General features: G+C 61.6%; 20 protein-coding genes and 1 pseudogene. 9 read left to right on the top strand and 12 right to left on the bottom strand.

Annotated elements, in window-relative coordinates:
* Positions 1-16: 16 nt before the first annotated feature.
* Positions 17-262, top strand: a complete 246-nt coding sequence (locus tag FHT75_RS24460; RefSeq protein WP_047609943.1) for a DUF982 domain-containing protein — start codon at positions 17-19, stop codon at positions 260-262.
* A gap of 143 nt (positions 263-405) precedes the next feature.
* Here the strand turns inward: FHT75_RS24460 and FHT75_RS24455 are convergent, their stop codons facing one another.
* Positions 406-1,374, bottom strand: coding sequence for an SDR family NAD(P)-dependent oxidoreductase (locus FHT75_RS24455; protein WP_063475256.1), 969 nt, complete (start codon positions 1,372-1,374; stop codon positions 406-408).
* A 94-nt stretch (positions 1,375-1,468) separates the two neighbouring features.
* Between FHT75_RS24455 and FHT75_RS24450 the strand changes: the two genes are divergently transcribed.
* The 3 genes from FHT75_RS24450 (at position 1,469) to FHT75_RS24440 (ending at position 3,788) form a co-directional block, all read left to right on the top strand.
* Positions 1,469-2,092, top strand: a complete 624-nt coding sequence (locus FHT75_RS24450; RefSeq protein WP_047609945.1) for a TetR/AcrR family transcriptional regulator — start codon at positions 1,469-1,471, stop codon at positions 2,090-2,092.
* A 176-nt stretch (positions 2,093-2,268) separates the two neighbouring features.
* Positions 2,269-3,315: a GH25 family lysozyme gene (locus tag FHT75_RS24445; RefSeq protein ID WP_063475243.1), complete on the top strand. Its 1,047-nt coding sequence runs from the start codon at positions 2,269-2,271 to the stop codon at positions 3,313-3,315.
* Between the two features lie 167 nt (positions 3,316-3,482).
* A complete protein-coding gene (locus FHT75_RS24440) occupies positions 3,483-3,788 on the top strand; it encodes a flagellar basal body protein (RefSeq protein WP_028757740.1) in 306 nt (101 codons plus the stop codon).
* Positions 3,789-3,844: 56 nt separating this feature from the next.
* Here the strand turns inward: FHT75_RS24440 and sufA are convergent, their stop codons facing one another.
* The 7 genes from sufA to FHT75_RS24405 form a co-directional block, all read right to left on the bottom strand.
* Entirely contained in the window at positions 3,845-4,237 is a 393-nt protein-coding gene (gene sufA, locus FHT75_RS24435) for a Fe-S cluster assembly scaffold SufA (RefSeq protein ID WP_028757741.1), read from the bottom strand.
* Between the two features lie 96 nt (positions 4,238-4,333).
* Positions 4,334-4,714 (bottom strand): SUF system Fe-S cluster assembly protein, encoded by a 381-nt coding sequence (locus FHT75_RS24430; protein WP_016554095.1) that lies wholly within the window; start codon positions 4,712-4,714, stop codon positions 4,334-4,336.
* Positions 4,715-4,726: 12 nt separating this feature from the next.
* On the bottom strand, positions 4,727-5,968 hold the full coding sequence (locus tag FHT75_RS24425; RefSeq protein WP_047609958.1) for a cysteine desulfurase: 1,242 nt from the start codon (positions 5,966-5,968) through the stop codon (positions 4,727-4,729).
* Positions 5,969-5,980: 12 nt separating this feature from the next.
* Positions 5,981-7,255 carry a Fe-S cluster assembly protein SufD gene (sufD, locus tag FHT75_RS24420; RefSeq protein ID WP_063475242.1) on the bottom strand — a complete coding sequence of 425 codons (1,275 nt, stop codon included), beginning with the start codon at positions 7,253-7,255 and terminating at the stop codon, positions 5,981-5,983.
* Positions 7,256-7,279: 24 nt separating this feature from the next.
* The gene (gene sufC, locus FHT75_RS24415) at positions 7,280-8,035 is read right to left on the bottom strand and encodes a Fe-S cluster assembly ATPase SufC (RefSeq protein ID WP_018445225.1); all 756 of its coding nucleotides are present in this window, start codon (positions 8,033-8,035) and stop codon (positions 7,280-7,282) included.
* Between the two features lie 189 nt (positions 8,036-8,224).
* Positions 8,225-9,694 (bottom strand): Fe-S cluster assembly protein SufB, encoded by a 1,470-nt coding sequence (sufB, locus tag FHT75_RS24410; RefSeq protein ID WP_047609963.1) that lies wholly within the window; start codon positions 9,692-9,694, stop codon positions 8,225-8,227.
* Between the two features lie 168 nt (positions 9,695-9,862).
* Positions 9,863-11,029: a cysteine desulfurase family protein gene (locus FHT75_RS24405; RefSeq protein ID WP_097622388.1), complete on the bottom strand. Its 1,167-nt coding sequence runs from the start codon at positions 11,027-11,029 to the stop codon at positions 9,863-9,865.
* Between the two features lie 218 nt (positions 11,030-11,247).
* Here FHT75_RS24405 and FHT75_RS24400 point away from each other — a divergent pair, with 218 nt between their 5' ends.
* Together FHT75_RS24400 and FHT75_RS24395 are read left to right on the top strand one after the other, a co-directional pair.
* The gene (locus FHT75_RS24400; RefSeq protein WP_003559715.1) at positions 11,248-11,925 is read left to right on the top strand and encodes an alpha/beta hydrolase; all 678 of its coding nucleotides are present in this window, start codon (positions 11,248-11,250) and stop codon (positions 11,923-11,925) included.
* Between the two features lie 144 nt (positions 11,926-12,069).
* Positions 12,070-13,244: pseudogene (locus FHT75_RS24395) on the top strand (acyltransferase family protein).
* Position 13,245: 1 nt separating this feature from the next.
* Here the strand turns inward: FHT75_RS24395 and FHT75_RS24390 are convergent.
* Complete coding sequence (locus FHT75_RS24390) at positions 13,246-13,773, bottom strand: GNAT family N-acetyltransferase (protein ID WP_183845010.1); 528 nt, start codon at positions 13,771-13,773, stop codon at positions 13,246-13,248.
* Positions 13,770-14,888: an anhydro-N-acetylmuramic acid kinase gene (locus FHT75_RS24385; protein WP_097622386.1), complete on the bottom strand. Its 1,119-nt coding sequence runs from the start codon at positions 14,886-14,888 to the stop codon at positions 13,770-13,772. Before FHT75_RS24385 ends, FHT75_RS24390 begins: the two co-directional genes overlap by 4 nt.
* 131 nt (positions 14,889-15,019) lie before the next feature.
* On the opposite strand from FHT75_RS24385, the gene tyrS reads away from it, so the two are divergent.
* A complete protein-coding gene (gene tyrS / locus FHT75_RS24380) occupies positions 15,020-16,276 on the top strand; it encodes a tyrosine--tRNA ligase (RefSeq protein ID WP_047611578.1) in 1,257 nt (418 codons plus the stop codon).
* Between the two features lie 139 nt (positions 16,277-16,415).
* Here the strand turns inward: tyrS and FHT75_RS24375 are convergent, their stop codons facing one another.
* Together FHT75_RS24375 and FHT75_RS24370 are read right to left on the bottom strand one after the other, a co-directional pair.
* A complete protein-coding gene (locus FHT75_RS24375; RefSeq protein ID WP_028758365.1) occupies positions 16,416-16,700 on the bottom strand; it encodes a hypothetical protein in 285 nt (94 codons plus the stop codon).
* Between the two features lie 218 nt (positions 16,701-16,918).
* Positions 16,919-20,317 carry a DUF3971 domain-containing protein gene (locus FHT75_RS24370; RefSeq protein WP_097622385.1) on the bottom strand — a complete coding sequence of 1,133 codons (3,399 nt, stop codon included), beginning with the start codon at positions 20,315-20,317 and terminating at the stop codon, positions 16,919-16,921.
* A gap of 124 nt (positions 20,318-20,441) precedes the next feature.
* On the opposite strand from FHT75_RS24370, the gene FHT75_RS24365 reads away from it, so the two are divergent.
* Both FHT75_RS24365 and FHT75_RS24360 read left to right on the top strand, forming a co-directional pair.
* The gene (locus tag FHT75_RS24365) at positions 20,442-20,915 is read left to right on the top strand and encodes a peroxiredoxin (RefSeq protein ID WP_063475236.1); all 474 of its coding nucleotides are present in this window, start codon (positions 20,442-20,444) and stop codon (positions 20,913-20,915) included.
* A complete protein-coding gene (locus tag FHT75_RS24360) occupies positions 20,912-21,739 on the top strand; it encodes a ferritin-like domain-containing protein (protein ID WP_063475235.1) in 828 nt (275 codons plus the stop codon). Before FHT75_RS24365 ends, FHT75_RS24360 begins: the two co-directional genes overlap by 4 nt.
* Positions 21,740-21,807: the final 68 nt, after the last annotated feature.

The following is a 21,807-nucleotide window of genomic DNA, read 5'->3' as shown; positions in this document are numbered from 1 at the left end:
TCAAAGCGAAGCAAGAATGCAGGCGCCATGGTCGAAACCTGTGCTCGTCGCCCTCGAAGAGTCCGGCAAATACACGAGCATCGATACCACCCAGGCCGCCTCCTGGGCGATGATCGAGGATTGGCCGACCGAGGACGGTGCCGCACTCGACCAGGCGCTGCTGATCTGCGCCGACGTCATCAAGGGCAAGCGCACCGGCGAGGACGCACGCAAAGCATTCATCGCCGCCGCGGTCGAAGCTGGCCTCGATATCAAGACCTGAACGGCGGAGACACGACGCCCCGCGTAGGTTCAACGTAAGAGAAGCGGACCGGTTTGCAGCCGATCCAGCTTCAATACCTCGGCAGGGGCACCCGTTCCCGGTTCCCCTGCTCTCCGTCAGTACCAAAATGTGCGGTTTGCCGCTTAGAAGCGCTCGCCGACCATGTCCTCGCTCTTGGCCCACAATGCCTTGGCCGTCGCGGGATCGAGCGCGTAGCTGCGCACGCCTTCGGAAATCGGGCTGATTTCCGCATCCGTTACTTCGGAGACGTGGCAATTTTCGCAATATCTGCCGCCGACCGCGTCTGCCGGAGCGACGAAACCTGCCCAGACTGAGGTCGCGGCACCTTGCGGGATCGTCTTCCGCTGGAAGGGCGGTTTGCCCTCGGCGGCAAGTGCTGCGTTGATCTCAGCCATCATGCCTTCGATCGCGCCGGCGCCGACATGACGGTCGAGCTCGGTCTGAATGCCGCCGGGATGCAGTGCCGTCGCACGGATACCACGCTTCTCGAGGCGCCGGTCGAGCTCCACCGCGAACAGGATATTTGCGGTTTTCGACTGGGCATAGGCCGCCCAGGGCTCATAGGTCTTGCTCTCGAAATTGAGGTCGTCGAGGCTGAAAGGAGCCATGCGATGGGCCGAGGACGCGACGATCACCACACGGCCGCCCGATTTGACGAGCGATGCGATGCGATTGACCAGCACAAAATGACCGAGATGATTGGTGCCGAACTGCGTTTCGAAACCATCGGCGGTGCGGCCGAAGGGAGCAGCCATCACGCCGGCATTGGCAATGACGACGTCGAAGGGGCGGCCATCCGCGATGAGCGCATCGGCGCAGGCCCGCACGCTTGCCAGAGAAGCAAGATCGAGCTCGACGATGTCAAGACTGCCGCCATTGGCTGCACCGGCGCGCACGACTTCCGTTGCCGCCCTTGCCTTTGCAAGGTCACGGGCCGTACCCACCACCTGCGCTCCATGGGCTGCCAGGACACGTGCGGTTTCCACGCCGAGACCGGCCGAAACACCCGTCACCAGAACACGCTTGCCCTTGAGATCGACGCCGGCGAGCACCTCATCGGTGGTCGATGTCGCGCCAAAAAGTCCACTCATGATTATCTCCTTGATCATGGCGCACCGCTCCGGGCTGGAGGACCATTGTCCGCCGGCCTCAAATGAAATAAAAGGAGGATGCCTCCAGATAAATATGGAGGGCGCCTCCGTTTATCAAGGGGACTTCTTGGAAATGGCTGAAAAAAGTGACGGACCCACCGTCCGAAAGCCGCGTGCGGATGCCGAACGCAACCGCCTTCTGCTGATGGAAACGGCAAAGACCGTCTTTGCCGACAAGGGTTCCAGCGCCAGCCTGGAAGAAATTGCCCGCATCGCCGGCGTCGGCATCGGCACACTTTATCGCCATTTCCCGACGCGCGATGCATTGGTTGCCGCCATCTACCGCAACGAGACGACGCAGCTTGCCGCTGCCGCCAAAAGCCTTGCCGAGACACATCCGCCTGTCGAAGCGCTTCGTCTGTGGCTGGTGCAGTTCGTCGATTATGTCGTAACGAAACACGGCATGTCGGAGGTGCTGGATTCTTTGGTCGGCGGCACCTCCGAGCTCTATGCCGATTCGGCCGACTTGATCATAGGCGCCGTCAATCTGCTGGTGGATCGCGCAGTCGCCACCGGCGAAATCCGCCTGGCGATGGACCCGCTCGATATCCTGCGCGCGCTGGCGGGCGGCGCAAGCATCAGCTGCGGCCCCGCCTGGCGGGAGGCGGCAAGACAACTCATCGATATTCTGATTGCGGGGATGAGAGCCAGTCGCTGAGAGGGAGCCAAGTCGCAGTGGTTAAAGGCCCCTCCCATAGGTTGGGAGCGGCTGGATGCTTCTGATGCACAAGGATCAAATTTAACCTTTCTTAGCAAGTCTCTGTTAGCAATTCATAAAGGCGGCTTCCATCAACATGGATCATCGTCGATCCCTTGTTTTGCGTGCAGGTTCTTATGCGTCCATCGGCTGTGCCAGCAATCCTCCTCGCCGCCCTGATTCTCTCGGGATGCTCCGCAAGTTCTGGCGCCGAAGATGTGCTCACCCCTGTACCGTCGCGCGAAACGACCAATGCCATTACCCAGCCGAGCGGCCCGATACCGGCTGCAGCCGTGGGCGATCCTGCTCCGCAGGCAAGCCCGCCGCAGGAGGCATTGAGCTGGACGGGGCAGGTTCCGGAGCCGCAGGCGCTCGTCCCCGCAGACAGGCCGGTCGGCATGCCGATGCCGACGGAAAAACCGGTCGCCATGCTGATGCCGAGCAATCCCGCGGGCAATGCGATTCCCGATCTCGGCGCGAGGCCGCCCTCACGCGGCCAAATTTACGGCCACCGGTTCCGCGATGCCAAGCCGATCAACTTCGGTTCCACCTCGCCGAGAAAGCTTGCCGTGCACGGCGTCGACGTGTCGCGCTGGCAGGGCGAGATCGATTGGGAGACGCTGCGCAGGCAAGGCGCGAACTTCGTCTACATCAAGGCGACAGACGGTGGCGATCACCTCGATCCGATGTTCAAGAAGAACTGGCGCCGGGCCAAGGAAGCCGGGCTGAAACACGGCGCCTATCACTTCTTCTATTGGTGCCGGACAGCCGGCGAGCAGGCCGACTGGTTCATCCGCAACGTACCGAAGGAAGCCAACGCTCTTCCGCCTGTGATCGACGTCGAATGGAACGGCGAATCGAGCTGCAAGAGGCGCATCTCGCCTGAACGTGTCCGGGAAAAGATGCAGGTCTTCATGGACAAGCTGGAGCGCCATTACGGCCAGCGTCCAATCATCTACACCGCGCCGGACTTCTACCGGGATAACCTGAAGGGCCAAATGCTCGACTATCCCTTCTGGCTGCGCTCGGTGGCCGCTCACCCCTCCAAGGTCTATCCGGGCCGCAAGTGGCTCTTCTGGCAGTATTCCGGCTCCGGCCTTTCCGATGGCGTCGACGGCAAGATCGACCTGAACGTCTTCAACGGCAATGAAAGCGACTGGCACGACTGGGTGGCGTCGCGATAGCCAAGCTGTCCATGATTTCCGCGCCTTTCCAACATCGTTCCGTGTCAATCCGGAACAGATGAATGGCAAGACGCACTCAGCTGTAGGTCTTTGCTAACGCAACGCCTTCAGCATTCTCTAAATCCTGGCGTGTACAAGAATTTCATCCAGTTCTGGGGAAACGGCTGATGAGCATATCGGGCATGACGAGCACTGCTCTTTCGGGAATGCGGGCGCAGACGACGCGGGTCGGCGCGATTGCCAACAACATCGCAAACAGCAGCACGCCGGACTATGCCAGGCTGAACACCAGCCTCACCTCCGTTGAAGCAGGCGGTGTCCAGGCCGTCGTCAGCCCGACGGCGTCGGATGTCGATCCCGCCACCGAATTGACCGGCCTTGTTGAAGCCGAGCAGAGCTACAAGGCAAACGCCGTGGTCTTCGAGACCGGCGCCGATATGTGGGAAATGCTGATGAGCATCAAGCGCGACTGAGCACGCCCGATTTCATGGAGTTGCTGGCGGAGAATTTTCCGTCGGCCTGAAGGCCATCAGGAATGCGCCGGCTCGGCCTGGCGCTGGGCGGCAAGGGCCGCGAGATCGGCAGGCTTCAGCTCGACGGATTCGCCGCAGCCACAGGCCGACGTCTGGTTCGGATTGGTGAAGGTGAAGCCCGAGCGCAGCGTCGTCGTCTCGAAGCCCATTTCGGTGCCGAGCAAATAAAGAGCCGCCGACGGCTCGACCCAGACTTTTGCACCATCGCGCTCGATCAGGTCGTCCTTGGCATTGGGCTCGGTCACCAGGTCGATGGTATATTCCATCCCGGCACAGCCGCCCTTCTTGATGCCGACGCGAATGCCTTTAGCGTCCGGTCCCGAGTTCTCGACGATCGACTTGACACGGGCCGCAGCCCCGTCCGTCATGCTCATGATTGCAAAGCCCATCGGCTCATTCTCCTTCCGCAACCGGGGTCAAGATCCGGCGCATCGTGACTCGAATGTAGTCGTCCGAGGTAAACGGATCAATACCACGGCACCGTATCAGTACCAGCCGACGGCGACCTGCGCCTCTTCGGACATGCGGTCCGGCGTCCACGGCGGATCGAAGGTCATTTCGACCTCGACGCCCGATACGCCCTCGACGGCGCCGACGGCGTTCTCGACCCAGCCTGGCATCTCGCCGGCCACCGGGCAGCCGGGCGCTGTCAGCGTCATCATGATCTTCACCATCCGGTCGTCTTCGATATCGATCTTGTAGATCAGACCGAGTTCGAAGATGTCGGCCGGAATTTCGGGATCGTAGACGGTCTTCAGGGCGCTGATGACGTCGTCACTCAGCCGCGCCAGTTCATCGGCCGGAATGCTGGAATGCACGATGCCTTCGCGCACGTCGATCTTCTGTTCGCTTTCGTCCAGGCTCATCACGGACACTCCTCAAGCAAAGAACTTGCGCGCATATTCCAGCGCATCGGCCAGGGTATCGACCTCGGCGCGGGTATTATACATGCCGAAGGATGCACGGCATGTGGATGTGACGCCGAAGCGTTTCAAGAGCGGCATGGCGCAATGCGTGCCGGCCCTGACCGCAACACCCTGCCGGTCGATCACCATCGAGACGTCATGGGCATGGATTCCGGCAAGCTCGAAAGAAAAGATACTCCCCTTATCCGGCGCCGTCCCGAAGACCCGCAGGGAATTGACCGATTTCAGCCGCTCGACAGCATAGGCCGCAAGATCGGCCTCGTGCCGGGCGATCGCCTCGCGGCCGACCTTCTCCATATAGTCGAGCGCGTAACCGAGCCCGATCGCCTGCACGATCGGCGGTGTGCCGGCCTCGAAGCGATGCGGCGGATCGTTATAGGTAACGACGTCCTCGGCGACTTCGAAGATCATCTCGCCGCCACCCTGGAACGGACGCATCTCCTGCAGCCGTTCCTTCTTGCCGTAAAGCACGCCGATGCCGGATGGGCCGTAGAGCTTGTGGCCGGTCATGACGTACCAGTCGCAATCGATATCCTGCACGTCGACCGGCAGATGCACGGCGCCCTGGCTGCCATCGATCAGCACCGGGATGCCGCGCTCATGCGCGATCCGGCAGACTTCCTTGACGGGAACGATCGTGCCGAGCGCATTCGACATGTGGGTGATGGCGACGAGCTTGGTGCGCTCCGTCAGGCTCTTTTCGAAATCCTCGATATGGAAGGCGCCCTCGTCGTCGACGGGCACCCAGACGAGTTTGGCGCCCTGCCGCTCGCGAATGAAGTGCCAGGGCACGATGTTGGAATGGTGCTCCATGATCGTGAGGACGATCTCGTCGCCTTCGCCAATCTTGGGCATGCCCCAGCCATAGGCGACGGTGTTGATCGCTTCCGTCGAATTCTTGGTGAAGACGATGTCATCAACCGAAGGCGCATTGAGGAAGCGGCGGACTTTTTCGCGCGCGGCCTCATAGGCGTCCGTCGCGGCATTCGAGAGATAGTGTAGGCCGCGATGCACATTGGCATATTCATGCGAATAGGCATGCGAGATGGCGTCGATCACCACCTGCGGCTTCTGTGCCGACGCGCCGTTATCGAGATAGACCAGCGGCTTGCCGTGCACCTTCTCCGCCAGGATCGGAAAATCCCGGCGGATGGCTTCGACGTCGTACTCAGTGGCCGGCACTATCTTGTCCATCGATATATCCGATCAGGCGTGCTTTTCGAGCCAGGTCGAAATCACGCTTTCCAGCGCCTCGACCAGGGCCTCGTCTTCCAGTTCCTCGACGATTTCGGCGACGAAGGCGTTGACCAGCATCGCCCGCGCCATCTTCTCCGGAATACCACGCGCCATCAGGTAATAGAGATGATTGGCGTCGATATCGGTCACCGTCGCGCCATGGCCGCACTGCACGTCGTCGGCAAAGATCTCAAGCTCGGGCTTGACCGAGAATTCGGCATCGTCGGACATCAGCAGCGTGTTGCAGGCCATCTTGGCATCGGTCTTCTGCGCATCGGGCGCCACCCGGATCATGCCCTGGAACACGCCCTTGGCGCGGTCGAAGACGACGTTGCGGATCACCTCGGTCGAACCGGTGTTCGGCACGTCGTGGCCGAGCACCATCGTCACGTCTGTATGGCTGTCAGCGCCCAGCAGGTTGATGCCGCGCAGCGTCAGATCGGCGCCCTCGCCCGTCACCTTGATATGCAGCTCCTGGCGCACCAGCTTGCCGCCGGCATTGATGACGAACAGCCGAAGCTTGGCGTCAGCGCCGAGATCGATGCGGATCTGCCCAAGATGCGTATCGTCGGCTCCCTGCTGCTGCAGGATGATCCAGGTCAGCTCCGTTCCCTCGCCGACCGTAATGTCGCTGACATGGGAGACCAGCGCCGCATCATTTGTCGCCGCAAGGTGACGCTCGATGACGGTCGCCTTGACGCCGGCGCCGAAGGCCACGGGAAGGCGCGTATGCGCTTGCCCGCCGGCATGGATGAACTGGATTTCGAGCGGAGCTTCAAGCTCGGTGCCGGCAGGCACGTCGACGACATAGCCGTCGCGCACGAAGCTGCCATTGATGCGGCCGACGGCGTCGTCGTTGCCGAGCGCATCGAGCCCGTTTGCGGCGGAGCCATCGAGCAGATGGCCGGAATAGGTCGAAATGCCAAGACCGTCGGCGGCAGCCTTCTGGTTGGAATGGCCCTGGATCACCGCCAGCACCGTGGCATCGACAACGAGCGGCTCCAAAGCTTCGGAGCCCGCATCACCCGCCTGTGGCGGAACGGTGCGCAGAAGATTCTTGAGGTCGGTATAATGCCAGGCCTCGATGCGGCGCGTCGGCAGGCCGGCCTTCTTCAGGTCGTCGAGAAGCCGGTCGCGCAGCGCCGTCACCGCGCCATTGCCGGGCAGCTCACCGATCTGCTGGTTGAAGGCCTCGATCAGTGCCGCTTCGGCCGCTGTCAGGCGGCTCGTCGTCTGCATGTTCATGGACGTCGTCCTTTCCACCCGAACTCAGGCCGCCGTGCCGATGATGTCGGCATAGCCATTGGCTTCCAGCTCATGCGCCAGCGTCTTGTCGCCCGACTTGATCACCTGGCCCTTATAGAGCACGTGGACGGTATCGGGCACGATATAGTCGAGCAGGCGCTGGTAATGGGTGATCACCACGACGGCGCGATCCGGCGAACGCAGCGCGTTGACGCCGTCGGCGACAATCTTCAGCGCGTCGATATCGAGGCCGGAATCGGTTTCGTCGAGCACGCAGAGCTTCGGTTCGAGCAGCGCCATCTGCAGGATCTCGGCGCGCTTCTTCTCGCCGCCGGAAAAGCCGACATTCAGCGGCCGCTTCAGCATCTCGGTATTGATCTGCAGCTTGCCGGCGGCATCCTTGACGCGGCGCATGAAATCCGGCGTCGTCAGCTCGTCCTCGCCGCGCGCCTTGCGCTGCTCGTTCATCGCCACCTTCAGGAACTGCATGGTGGCGACACCGGGGATTTCGACCGGATACTGAAAGGCAAGGAAGATGCCCTTGGCGGCGCGCTCGGCGGGATCGAGCTCGAGGATGCTCTCGCCATTATAGAGAATGTCGCCCTCAGTCACTTCGTAGTCGCTGCGGCCGGACAGAACATAGGAGAGTGTCGACTTGCCGGAGCCGTTCGGCCCCATGATCGCGGCAACTTCGCCGGCCTTCACCGTCAGGTTCAGGCCACGGATGATCTCGGTGCCGTCTTCGGCGATACGGGCATGGAGGTTTCTGATTTCAAGCATTTCGTTTTTCCTGTCCATAAAGCGGGTTCAAGTGCCGCCCAATTGACCGTTCTCATCGGCCTCAATCGTCATCCTAGGGCTTGTCCCGAGGATCTAAGCTTTAAATTGTAATCGTCCTAATGTTCCGGCGCGACCTTCCGCATAGGTGCGCAGATCCTCGGGACAAGCCCGAGGATGACGGAGACCTGTTTAGCCCACCGAGCCCTCGAGCGAGATGCTGATCAGCTTCTGCGCCTCGACGGCGAATTCCATCGGCAGTTCCTGCAGGACTTCCTTGACGAAGCCGTTGACGATCAGTGCGATCGCCGCTTCTGTCGGGATACCGCGCTGCAGGCAGTAGAACAGTTGGTCCTCGGAGATCTTCGAGGTCGTGGCTTCATGTTCGAACTGCGCCGTCGAATTCTTCGCCTCGATGTAGGGCACGGTATGAGCGCCGCACTTGTCGCCGATCAGCAGCGAATCGCACTGGGTGAAGTTGCGTGCGTTCGACGCCTTGCGGTGAGCCGAGACCTGGCCGCGATAGGTGTTGTTGGACACGCCGGCGGCGATGCCCTTGGAGACGATGCGGCTCGACGTGTTCTTGCCGAGATGGATCATCTTGGTGCCGCTGTCGATCTGCTGATGGCCGTTGGACACGGCGATCGAGTAGAACTCGCCGCGGCTGTCGTCGCCGCGCAGGATGCAGGACGGATATTTCCAGGTGATCGCCGAGCCGGTTTCGACCTGCGTCCAGGAAATCTTCGAGCGGTCGCCACGGCAATCGCCGCGCTTGGTGACGAAGTTGTAGATGCCGCCCTTGCCTTCCTTGTCACCGGGATACCAGTTCTGGACGGTGGAATACTTGATCTCGGCATCGTCGAGCGCAACCAGCTCGACCACGGCAGCATGCAACTGATTTTCGTCGCGCTGCGGCGCCGTGCAGCCTTCCAGATAGGAGACGTAGGCGCCTTCTTCCGCGATGATCAGGGTGCGCTCGAACTGGCCGGTGCCCTTCTCGTTGATGCGGAAATAGGTGGAAAGCTCCATCGGGCAGCGAACGCCCTTCGGAATGAACACGAAGGAGCCGTCGGTGAAAACAGCCGAATTCAGCGTCGCATAATAGTTATCGCTCGTCGGCACCACGGAGCCGAGGTATTTCTGCACCAGCTCCGGATGCTCGCGGATGGCTTCCGAGATCGACATGAAGATCACGCCGGCCTTCTTCAGCTCTGCCTTGAAGGTGGTGACGACCGAGACGCTGTCGAAAACGGCGTCGACGGCGATCTTCGGCTTCTCGACACCGGCAAGGATCTCCTGCTCACGCAGCGGAATGCCGAGCTTCTCGTAGACCTTCAACAGCTCCGGATCGACCTCGTCGAGCGACTTCGGACCCGGCGTGCTCTTCGGCGCGGCGTAGTAATAGATGTCGTTGAAATCGATCTTCGGATAATTGACGCGCGCCCAGGTCGGCTCTTCCAGCGTCAGCCAGCGCCGATAGGCTTCGAGGCGCCATTCCAGCATCCACTCCGGCTCCTGCTTCTTAGCCGAAATGAAGCGAATGATGTCCTCGGACAGGCCCTTCGGCGCTTTGTCCATCTCGATGACGGTCTCGAAACCGTATTTGTACTGGTCCACATCGATCAGGCGGACCTGGTCGATTGTTTCCTGCACCGCAGCCATTTCATTCTCCAATCTCGCCGGATACAAGGTCCGGCAGCTTGTAGCGTTCGGGCAATTGTCCTGCCCTGATGTCGGGCAAATGCCTTACCCTGATGTAAGAGGCCAAAAGGGACTTTTCAGCCCGATTGGCAAGCGGAAATTTGCGTTTCCGCAAGTTTATGATGCGGCTTATGCCGCCTCACCCGCCGACCTTCGCCGGCAGGCAATCTTCGCGAAAGCCGCAATCGCCCTGTCGACATCGTCTTCGGTCGTCGAAAAGCCGAGCGAGATGCGCAATGCCCCGAGCTTGGCGTCACGTCCCATCGCCGTCAGCACATGGCTTTCGCCAAGCCGACCGGATGAGCAGGCCGAGCCTGCGGAAAGGGCAACGCCTTCGAGATCGAAGGCGATCTGCCCGGTCTCGGCCTTCAGCCCCGGCAGGGTGAAGAAGATCGTGTTGGCGACACGTTCGCCGCCCTCGCCGTGGATCATTACATCGGCTGCCGCCCGACGCATGCCGGCTTCCAGCCGCTCGCGCAACGCGCCGATCGCCGCATTGCGCCCATCGAGCTCCTCGGCCGCAGCTTCCGCCGCCGCGCCGAAGCCGATCAGCGCCAGTGAATTCTGTGTCCCCGAGCGGTGACCCCGCTCCTGCCCGCCACCCTGGATCAGCGGTCGCGGCATCAGCGCCTCACCGCGCGCAATGAGCGCGCCGGCACCCTTCGGTCCGCCGATCTTGTGCGAGGAGACGATCATGAAATCGGCGCCGATCCGATTGATATCGAGCGCGAGGCGACCGGCGGCCTGAACGGCGTCGACGACCAGGAGCCCACCATGGGCATGCACGATCTTTGCCGCTGCCTCCACAGGCTGGACGATGCCCGTCTCGTTGTTGACGAGCATGATGGCGACCATCGGCAGGCCGGCAGCCTTGTCATGAGCATCGAGCAGGGTGCCGAGCGCATCGAGATCGACGATGCCGGCTTCCGTCACCGGGATCTCCGTCATCGTCTCTCTGGCGAAGCGGCCACCCTCGCGCACTGCCGGATGCTCGATCGCCGAAAAATAAAGCTGGCCGAGCCGCAGCGGCGTGCGGCCCATGCGGAAATCCGGCGTCAACACCAGGTTGGCGGCCTCGGTCGCGCCGCTGGTAAAAACCACATTTCCGGCATCGGTGCCGGCAAGTGCCGCCACTTTGCGCCGCGCACCTTCAATTGCAGCGCGGGCGGCGCGGCCTTCGCCGTGAACGGAATTTGGATTGCCGAAAATGTCGATGGCGCGCATGATCGCCTCGCGTGCTGCGGGGTGTAGCGGCGCTGTGGCATTCCAGTCGAGATAAAGGCGTGGCGGCGCCATGATCTTCAGTCCTGCGCTTGACGAGCTTGCTTCAGCGGCCGCGGTTCATTTTTCTTGAAATTTCCGCCGGGCTTGCCTTATGACACATTCCACGATGCGTGGATCGCCATGCAAGTTTCGAATTGTTCTAAACTGCGTTTTAGAAAAGCTGACAACACTAGTCAAGTCAATGTTGTCGTCCAACGCAGCGCGAACGCGAAATAAAACCCGGAGTACCAATGCCCGAAGTAATTTTCAACGGCCCAGCCGGCCGTCTTGAAGGCCGCTACCAGCCCTCCAAGGAAAAAAGCGCGCCCATCGCCCTGATTCTGCATCCGCATCCGCAGTTCGGCGGCACGATGAACAATCAGATCGTCTATCAGCTCTTCTACATGTTCCAGAAGCGCGGGTTCACGACGCTGCGCTTCAATTTCCGGGGCATCGGCCGCAGCCAGGGCGAATTCGACCACGGCGCCGGCGAACTTTCGGATGCCGCCTCGGCGCTCGACTGGGTGCAGAGCCTGCATCCCGATTCCAAGACCTGTTGGGTCGCCGGTTATTCCTTCGGCTCCTGGATCGGCATGCAGCTGCTGATGCGCCGGCCGGAGATCGAAGGCTTTATGTCGATCGCGCCGCAGCCGAACACCTACGACTTCTCCTTCCTGGCGCCCTGCCCCTCTTCCGGCCTGATCATCAATGGCGAGGCCGACAAGGTAGCGCCGGAAAAGGATGTCAATGGCCTTGTGGAGAAGCTGAAGACCCAGAAGGGCATCCTCATCACCCACCGCACCGTTGCCAACGCCAACCACTTCTTCAACGGCCAGGTGGAAACCCTGATGGGCGAATGCGAAGACTATCTCGACCGCCGCCTCAACGGCGAACTGGTGCCGGAACCGGCCGCCAAGCGGATTCGCTGACACCACAAAATCTCGGCCCCATCGATGCCGTGACGGTCCGGAACCTCACCGGACCGAACGTGTCAGAACAGATCACCTATCGTGTTGCAATGTATGTTGCAGTGCGGTAGGGTCCTCGCGATCCTAACAAAAGCGAGGTCCGCAATGACCAAGTCGTTCGGGGAAGTCCTGGATAAGTATAGGGGAATCGGTCCGGGGTTCGATTTTCTTCGAATAGGGCTCGCCTTTTCCATCGTATTGACCCATTCCTTTTTGTTAACCAGGAACAATGACTTCATCAGGGGGTCGGTATTCTGGTTCACGGAATACGCTCTTGTTCCGATGTTCTTCGCGCTGAGCGGATTTCTGATCGCCGGCAGCGCCCAACGCCTGAGCCTCAGAAATTTCCTGATCAACCGAAGCTTGCGTATCGTCCCGGCGCTTGCCGTCGATATCGTCGTTTGTTCGCTGATCATCGGGCCGCTCGTCACGATCGTCTATCACGCCGAATATTTTACCGATCCGCGGTTTTTCAAATACTTTCTGAATATCGTCGGTTGGATCCATTACGAGCTGCCGGGCGTTTTCACAATCCGAGCCAACGTGTCAACGGCGCGCTCTGGACGGTTCCCTGGGAGATCTTCTGCTACATCATCATGTCGTTCCTGATGATCACTGCCATCGTCAAGACGCGCTACAAGCTGCTTGCGGTGACGATCGCCTATATCGTCATCGGCCTTGTCGTGCAGAAGATGCCCTATCTGCTGCCAGGCTCGGTCAAGCCGATCGCTCGCTTCCTGTTCATGAGCCGAGGCTCCCAGCTGATAACGGCCTTCATGATGGGCATCGTCGTCTTTCAGTTCAAAGCGGTCATTCCGCATTCCCGCTGGCTGTTCGCCGCCGCCGGCCTGGTTTGCCTCGTCGCCATTCTCACCCTGGACAGCCAAGCGACGGAGTCGGTGATGAACCGGCCCCTGGTCATCACCTCTCTCGTTTATATCACCGTCTTTATCGGCCTGTCGGAGGTACCCATTCCGGCCTTTTTCAGGAAGGGCGACTATTCCTACGGCGTCTATCTCTATCATGACCCGTTTTTGCAGATCTGGATCAGCTCGTTTCCGTCCGTATTTCTCTATCCGAAATATGGTGCGCTGGCGCTCTATCTCGTCGGCCTGCCCTCGGCCCTCGCCGTGGCGGTGCTGTCCTGGCATTTCATCGAGAAGCCGATCCTTGGCCTTCGCAAGAAGTTCTCGTTCATCGCCCAGGTCAGGGGCGTCGAGGATGGCAATCAGGCTGGGCGCGAATCCCACGTCCGGCCGCCGGTTGCCGTAAAGAGTTAAATTAGGACTTTGCCGGCCGCATATCGGCGGTGAGTTCAAAAGCTGGGTCAAGCACTCCATCGATCAGGATCGGCACGCGTTCACGCATGCCGATTTTCCTCAGCACACGCTGCGAGGCGATGTTATCGGGATGCGTGAAGGCGATGAGGCGCTGCGCAAGCTGCCTTTCGAAGAACCAGTCGACCACCGCACCTGCCGCCTCGGTCGCCAGGCCCTTGCCCCACACCTCCTCGCGCAGGGAATAGCCAAGTTCGAATTGCTCGTTCCTGAACTTCGAAATCCCCGCGCGACCGATAATCCGGCCGTCCTCGTCGAGGATCTTGTATTTCGTCGTGCCGTGGCGCGCCTGCTCCTCGAACCAGCCCCGCAGCCGCTCCTCAGCCTTTTCGAGACTCCATGGCCCGTTGCCGGACAGATATCGGGTCGTCGCCATCGTCGAATGCAGTTGCTGCACGAGGGGCGCATCGCCTTCGTCCCACATGACGAAGCTGAGCCGCGGCGTGCTCAATATAACGCTCTGCTCTCTCATGGCGTCGCCAGCACCCCGCCGCTGACGGGGGCGCCGACGCCCGTCGTGCCGGGAAACGTCAACGGCAGCCCGTCCAGCGAGCGGACGGCGAGATAGGCCCAGGCCTCGGCTTCCATCGCATCGCCGTCGAAGCCTGCCTCCTCGGCGCTCAACACCCTCGCGCCCAGCCTTCCGGCCATGGCGGAAAACTCCGCCATCACGGTGGCGTTCAGCCGCCCGCCGCCGCAGACGATATAGATCGATGGGCTCTCGGGCAGAAAGCCGGCAGATTTGATGATCGAGGCGGCGGCGACATGGGCGAGCGTGCGGGCGCCGTCTTCAAGGCTCGCTTCCTCGGGCCGAAGCGGCGCGAAATCGCCGCGGTCGAGCGAACGGCGAAGATTGCCGCGGAAGAACGGGCTTTGCAGATAACGTTCCGCGAGAGCGGCCACGACCTTGCCGCGCCCACCGATTTCGCCGCCGGGATCATAGGTTCTGCCGGTCTGCATCTCCACCCACTGGTCGATCAGCGTATTGCCCGGCCCACTGTCGAAGGCCGATATCCGGCCATCCGTGCCGATAAAGGTCAAATTGGAGATGCCGCCGATATTGACGAAGCACACCGCCTGTCCAGCCTGCTGGAATTTTCCCGCAAGTGCGGCGTGATAGGCAGGCACCAGCGGCGCGCCCTGCCCGCCATGAACCATGTCGTTGGCGCGCATGTCGTACACCACCGGAATGCCGGTTCGGCGCACCAGTTCCGGACCGTCACCGATCTGGATCGTCAATCCTTCGTCAGGGCGATGCAGTACTGTCTGGCCATGAAAGCCGAGAACATCGACGGCATCGGCAGAAAGCCCGAAACGCTCCAGGAATGCCGTAACGGCAATTGCATGCCGTAAGGTCAGTTCCAGCTCGATGTCGCGAAGCTCAGCGGGCCGTTCGCTCCTGTCGCTGAGCGGACGCGCCAATTCCAGCGCCCGTTTCAGCCGGCCGCGAAAATCGGCGTCATAGGGCACGCCCATGAACGGCCCGTGCTCGATGAAGCCGCGGCCGTCGGTCCTGAGCAGCGCGACATCGATTCCGTCCATCGACGTGCCGCTCATCAGACCGATCGCAGTCCTGATGACATCCATGAGGCTTGCCTCCCATGCGATTCCCGGATGCACTTTGATAAAAACAGTGCTAAACGCGCCGCGACAGATCAACAACAACGAACTTGCGCGAGACCCGCATGGGCGAGCGCAGATATCAAGAGACGAAGGCCATGTCCGAGTTCAAGTCCGATTTCCTCCGCACGCTGAAAGAGCGCGGCTTCATTCATCAGATCTCTGATGAGCGCGGCCTCGACGACATGTTCGCCAAGGAAACCGTGACGGCTTATATCGGCTTCGATCCGACGGCGCCCAGCCTGCACGCCGGCTCGTTGATCCAGATCATGATGCTGCACTGGATGCAGAAGACCGGTCATCGCGCCATCTCGCTGATGGGCGGCGGCACAGGCATGGTCGGCGATCCCTCCTTCAAGGAAGAGGCGCGCCAGCTCATGACCGTGGACACGATCGAAGGCAACATCGCCTCGATCAAGCGCGTCTTCTCCAACTATCTGAACTACGGCGACGGTCCGAAGGACGCGCTGATGATCAACAATGCCGAATGGCTGCGCTCGCTGAACTACCTCGAATTCCTGCGTGATGTCGGCAAGCACTTCTCGGTCAACCGCATGCTGTCCTTCGACAGCGTGAAGACGCGTCTCGACCGCGAACAGTCCCTGTCCTTCCTGGAATTCAACTACATGATCCTCCAGGCCTACGACTTCGTCGAACTCGCCAAGCGCTACGATTGCCGCCTGCAAATGGGTGGTTCCGACCAATGGGGCAATATCGTCAACGGCATCGACCTCGGTCACCGTATGGGGACACCGCAGCTCTATGCGCTGACCTCGCCGCTGCTGACGACATCGTCGGGCGCCAAGATGGGCAAGTCGGCGACGGGCGCTGTCTGGCTGAACGCCGACATGCTCTCGGCCTATGATTTCTGGCAGTACTGGCGCAACACCGAGGACGCCGACGTCTCGCGCTTCCTGAAGCTCTACACGACGCTGCCGATGGATGAAATCGCCCGCCTCTCGGCACTCGGCGGTTCGGAGATCAACGAGGTCAAGAAGATCCTTGCGACCGAGGTCACGGCGATCCTGCACGGCCGCGAAGCCGCCGAACAGGCAGCCGAAACGGCGCGCAAGACCTTCGAGGAAGGCGGTCTTTCGGAAAACCTGCCTTCGGTCGATATCCCGGCCGGCGAACTCGATAGCGGCATCGGCCTGCTGTCGCTGATGGTCCGCGCCGGCCTCGCCGGCTCGAACGGCGAAGCCCGCCGCCACGTCCAGGGCGGCGCTGTCCGCATCAACGACGAGGCGGTCAGCGACGAACGCCGTCTGATCGACAGCGGCGAAATCACCACCGACGGCGTCATCAAGCTCTCGCTCGGCAAGAAGAAGCACATCCTGATCCGCCGCGCGGCGTAAGCGGCCTCAATTCCGAACAGATATGAAAGCCGGCCTCCGCGCCGGCTTTTTCGATTTCGCTGACGGCGGTGTCGAGGCATTTGCGAAGTTGACGATACAGCCGCGCGTACCGAGAGTTTCGCGGCACTACCGCATACGGTCACTCGACTCCCGGCCGGGATGGCGCATCCGTCCGTTCAGCCTCTCGAAACACATAGCTTGGCGGATTGACGTCTGAAGCAGGTTTGACGCGCGACCACCAGCTGATCGAGAAGACAGGCGGCGTCATCATCGCGTCGAGAGGAACCGTCAGCACATGGGCCGACCGGATGAGCTCCGGCGGCTTCAGTCGCTCGCTCTTTTCGGCGGGATATGCAGCATGGCCGCCGACCGCAGCGGCGATCACCGCGACCGATACGAAAGAGACTGTCCGAGCGCACTGCATGGCATCCTCCGACATCGCAACGGCCGTTGCCAAGGCCGGAGACGCAGCTTACATCAAATTTCCCTAAAATAGCAGGCCAAGCGTCGTTCGCTCGTTTCGACACCGGGCTTCGGATCGATTCTGATCGGGTCGATGCTTGCGCGTTTTGCTGATCCTACTCAGGCGGAAAGGAATTTAGGCGTTCTCGCCACGACCTCTGCCGTCCGGCCTTCACAGCCTCACTGGAACTCGAAGATCTGCCGGAAGACGCCAGGCGCGATAATCGACAGCGGATTGATCTGCAGGTTCGGTTGGTCGAACTTGCCCGTCAGTTTGAAGGTGATGCCGATCAGGCCGCGGTCGCTGCCATTTCCGAGGATGACGCCGATCAGCGGCAGCTCGGCAAAGAGGCGGTTGAGGCCGTAGGCCGGCATGAAGGTGCCGGTCATGTCCATATTGCCCTTGCGGTCGCGCACGACGCCCTGGAAGGTCGCGCCGATCTGGTCGCCGCGCAGCACGCCGTTCTCGATGCCGACCATGCCATTGCGTGAAACGACGCGGGCAAAGCCACGCTGGAAGCGCTGCGACGAGGTATCGATGTCGCGCTTGACCGCCTCGTTGAGGCTGCGCTGTTCACTTCCGACAGGCGTCGAGACGATCGAGCGCAAGCGTTGTTCGTTGACGATCGAGAAGCGGCGCACATCGAGCGAGCCGTCCCAGCCGCCCTCTGCCCCCAGCCGGATCGCCAGATTGAGCAACCCTCCCTGCATGTGCTGGTAGAGATCGGCGAAACGCGATACCGCGCCGGCATCGCCGCTGGTGATGTTGATGACGCCGCCGTCCTTCATCTGGCTGACCACGGCCTCGCCGCTGTCCGTGACGGCGGAAAAGTTGAGCGTCTGCAGCTTGTCGCCGCGCAGTGATATCTGCGCCTGGAAATTGCCGACCTTCTCGTCGTTGAAACCGATGACGTTTTTCAGCCGGGCGCGCACCGATACGCTGGTGTCGCCGCCATCCCCGTCGCCATCGCCGTCCGAGCCCGATTTCAACCGCGCGATAACAGGCCGCGCATCGGCGCTGTCGCCGGAGACCGAGACGTCGAAATTGCCTTTGCTGCGCTTCACCGAGAGAGCGAAATCGTCGAGCGAGGAAAGCTTGACACTGTCGAAATCGGCCGAGGTCAGCCCACCCTTGCCGATATTGAGCGATCCGTTGGCGCCGAAACCGTCGCCTTTCAGCCGGAAGTTCTTGACCTGAGTGTTGTCGGCCGGGCCGGAGGTTTCAAATTCGGCTGTGGCGGCAATGCCGCTGCCCTTCGACCAGCCGATCCAAGGCAATTCGAGCAGCGATTTGGTGAGGTCGAGCTGGACGTCCTGCCGGTCGTTGTCGATCCGCGTCAGCACCATCTTCACGCTGCCGCCGATGATGCCCGAAAGGCCGGGTATCAGCTTGTTGCGCTGGTCCTCGGAAAGCGTCGCGGTGATCACCCGCTGCCGCAACGCACTGTCGGATGCCTCAACCGGTTCGGTAAGATCGATATCGGCCGGAACGCCGTCGATCTGGGCCTTGGCATCGAGCGTGATCTGTTTCGGATTGCCGTTCAGCGTGCCGTCGAGATTGGTGATGGTACGGCCGGAAAATGGCTTGGCGAGATCAATATCGCTGAGCTTCATGGCCGCCGCCCATTCGGCCGGCGGCGGGTTCTGCGAGGAGAGCAGGCCGAAATGCGCCTTCACATTCGCCTCGATCCGGCCCTTGAAATCGTCGGGCGTAAAGCCGGCGCGCTGCAGCACCCGGATCGGCCTGTAGGTTAGAAGCTCGCCGACCGCGTCCGCCGCGCCGGACACCGCGAGATCGATATCGGCCATCAGCGGCTTGTCATAGGCGGATGGTATGACGAATGTCCCCTGCCCGAGACCGACGGACCGGCCGGAGGGGAAATAGGACGTGCCGCTTTTGATCGCGATCGTCGCAACGGGGCCGGTCAGGTCGAAATGTGCCGACGTGTCGCGGATGGGCGGAATGTCGCCGGCGACGTTCATCCGAGCCCCCGCGATGTCGAAACCGATGCGGATCTGGTTGGCGTCGAGCTTCAATCCCTTGCCGCCGGCTGCCTCGTCCAGCCGGCCGAAGGGAATGAAAACGGAAATGGAAGCGTCGGTGACGGTGCCGCCGAAGAGATTGCCGTGCACCCAGTTGCGCACCTTGGGCGCCATCCAGAACGGCCAGAGCTGCTTGATCGCCGTCGTCTGCAGCTGCGACGACTGGCCGGCGAAGCTGATCTCCGGCGATTTGTCGCCGAGCTTGATATCAAGCGATCCGTAGAGCGCGCCGAGCGGGCTGGAAACGGTCATGTTGGGAAACCGGAATTCCCGGCCGGCGACCATGTAGCGCCCGGTCGCCTGGATATCGAAGGCAACAGGCGGCTCGCCGGAACCGCCGGGGGCCGCCGTGCCGCCGCTGACCAGCAGGTCGATGCCGAAGCCCTTGCCGGCCTGCGGGTCGAGCTTGTCGAGATCGATCAGCGCGCCGTTGATCGGCAGCGTGGTCGCGCCGAACCGGGCGTTGGACCGGGCAATCTCGATCGTCTGCTTGGCGAAATCATAAACGAGGTTGATTTGCCCGCCCGACAGCTCCTGCGGATCACCGTCCGCATAGATCAGGCCGGGATCGATATCGACCGTTGCCGCAAGCGCCGGCTGCGCGCCATCGCGCGCCCTGGTGGCCGACACCGTCATGTCGACAAAGGCGCTAAGCCCCTGCCGTATCACACCCTGATCGTTGCGTTTCAGCGCGAACGGCGTGAGGTCGGCATGCTTCAGCGCCGCCACCACCTTCGAGACGTGGCCGTCTTCCTTCTCGGCCAGCACGTCGAGTTCCGCCACCTCGCCGTTGAGCGCCACCTCGCCGGTCAATTGCAGCGAGGACGGGCCGGCATGGGCAAAGACCAGATTGTCGATAACAAGCGACAGCGGGCCATTGGCGGTATCGGCAAGCTTGATGTCGATGCCGGAGATGCGCACCGAATTCGTCGAGCCGCGTGTGGCGATACTGTCGAACATGTCGAACTGCGAGAAGATCCTCTCCATCGCCGCCGGCATGGCGTCGATGCGCAGATCGTCGAGCTTGACGGGATTGCCGGAAGGCAGAAGCGCGGTATCGAGCGCGATATCGTCAGCCTCGATGTCCGTGACGGCGATGCGGCCGCGGAAGAGCTGCAGCGGATCGAGCCCCAGGCGCACCGAACCCGTCGTCGACAGATGCTGGCCGCTCTCCTGATCGATCATGTTGACGTTGCGCGCTTCCAGCGCCAGACGTAAGCCCGAGGTGAAGCGGATGACGGTGGAGCCGACCTCGGCGCGGTAGCGCGGTCCGGCCACGCCGTTCAGCGCCGCCTGCGCCTGCTGCGACAGCGGTTTGTCGAACATGCCGCTCTCGACGGTGAAAACAATGCCGGCCAGAATAACAAGGATCAGTCCCAGAAATCCGCAGGTCAGCTTCGCCGTGCGGCGCATCGGCGAACGCGGCGGCGGGCAATGGACGATGATCGGATCCTCGGCCTGGGCGGACGGCAAGCGGTCCAGCGCAACGATATCCTTCTTGCGAAACGTGACCTTTTCGCCGCGGATGGCTGACATGCGCCCTCGGGCTCTCCCTTTAGTGAAGAATTGAACCCGGCCATGCTGGACGGGTTTCCATCCACTATATAATTCGGGGAGAGAAAGTGTCATCCACAAACCCGGCAAAAGAAAGGTTTTCCCAATGGCGGTTCCCGGCATCGGCGCCACGGCCCCTGATTTCAACCTTCCCCGCGACGGCGGCGGCCGCGTCTCGCTGGCCGAATTCCACGGCAGGCCGCTCGTGCTGTTCTTCTATCCCAAGGACGATACGACCGGCTGCACTGCCGAATCATTGGCTTTCACGGCCTTAGCAGCCGAGTTTGATGCGGCGGGCGCCGCCGTCATCGGCATGTCTCCCGATTCGGCCGCCTGCCATGACAAATTCGTCAAGAAGCACCGTCTTTCGGTGGCGCTCGCCTCGGACGAGGAAAAGACGACGCTGCAGGCCTATGGCGTCTGGAAAGAAAAGAGCATGTATGGCCGCAATTTCATGGGCGTCGAACGCACCACCTTCCTCATCCGCAAGGACGGCATCATCGCCACCATCTGGCAGAAGGTAAAGGTGCAGGGCCATGCCGAAACCGTGCTCGAGGCCGTGCGGAATCTCGCCGCGTGACCGGGCATCTGGCGATAACCTCGCTGCGCGGTGGCGCCATCGATGCGATCTCTTCCGCCGATCTCGACCGCAAGACGGCTCTTGCGCAGGAAAGCGCCACCCGCTGGTTCGCCCGCCGGGTGTCGCTGCGCTCGCCGCTCGATGCCGCCCTGCCGGACAGGCCCGGCCGTCCCGACAAGCCGGAGCTGACGCCGCCGACCCAGGTGAAGAAGCGCTCGCTGCATACGCTCAAGGGGCGAATCGCCCTGCTGCATGCCATTGCCCATATCGAACTCAACGCCGTCGATCTGGCGCTCGATATCGTCGCGCGATTTGCGACAGAGCAGGTGCCGAATTCCTTCTTCGACGGCTGGATGCAAGTCGCTTTCGAGGAGGCGAAGCATTTTCGCATGGTGCGTGCCAGACTCAACGATCTCGGCGCCGATTACGGCGATCTCCCCGCCCATGACGGGCTCTGGCAGGCCGCCCATTCGACGCGCAACGACCTGACGGCAAGGCTCGCCGTCGTGCCGCTGATTCTCGAAGCCCGCGGCCTCGACGTCACGCCGTCGCTGCAGGCGAAGATGCGCGAAACCGGCGATCTCGAAAGTGCAGCGGTCCTCGATGTCATCTACAACGACGAGAAAGGCCATGTCGCCGTCGGCGCCAAATGGTTCCGCTTCCTCTGTGCACGAGAGAAGCGCGACCCGGCAAAGGCCTTCCAGGAACTGGTCCGCGCCAATTTTCGCGGACCGCTGAAGCCACCCTTCAATGATCTCGCCCGCGCCGAGGCGGGGCTGACGCCGTCCTTCTATCGCGCACTGGCATCGATCAGCCACGCTTGAAATGCCTGGTATTTCTGCCGCGGACGGCGGCAATGAAAGCATTCATTAACCATAAGCGTGTCTAATTT

This window comes from Rhizobium sp. BK112, from assembly GCF_014193215.1.
Lineage (GTDB): Bacteria > Pseudomonadota > Alphaproteobacteria > Rhizobiales > Rhizobiaceae > Rhizobium > Rhizobium anhuiense.
Note: the sequence above shows the minus strand (reverse complement) of the source record. Positions and strands in the feature narration are given on the sequence as shown.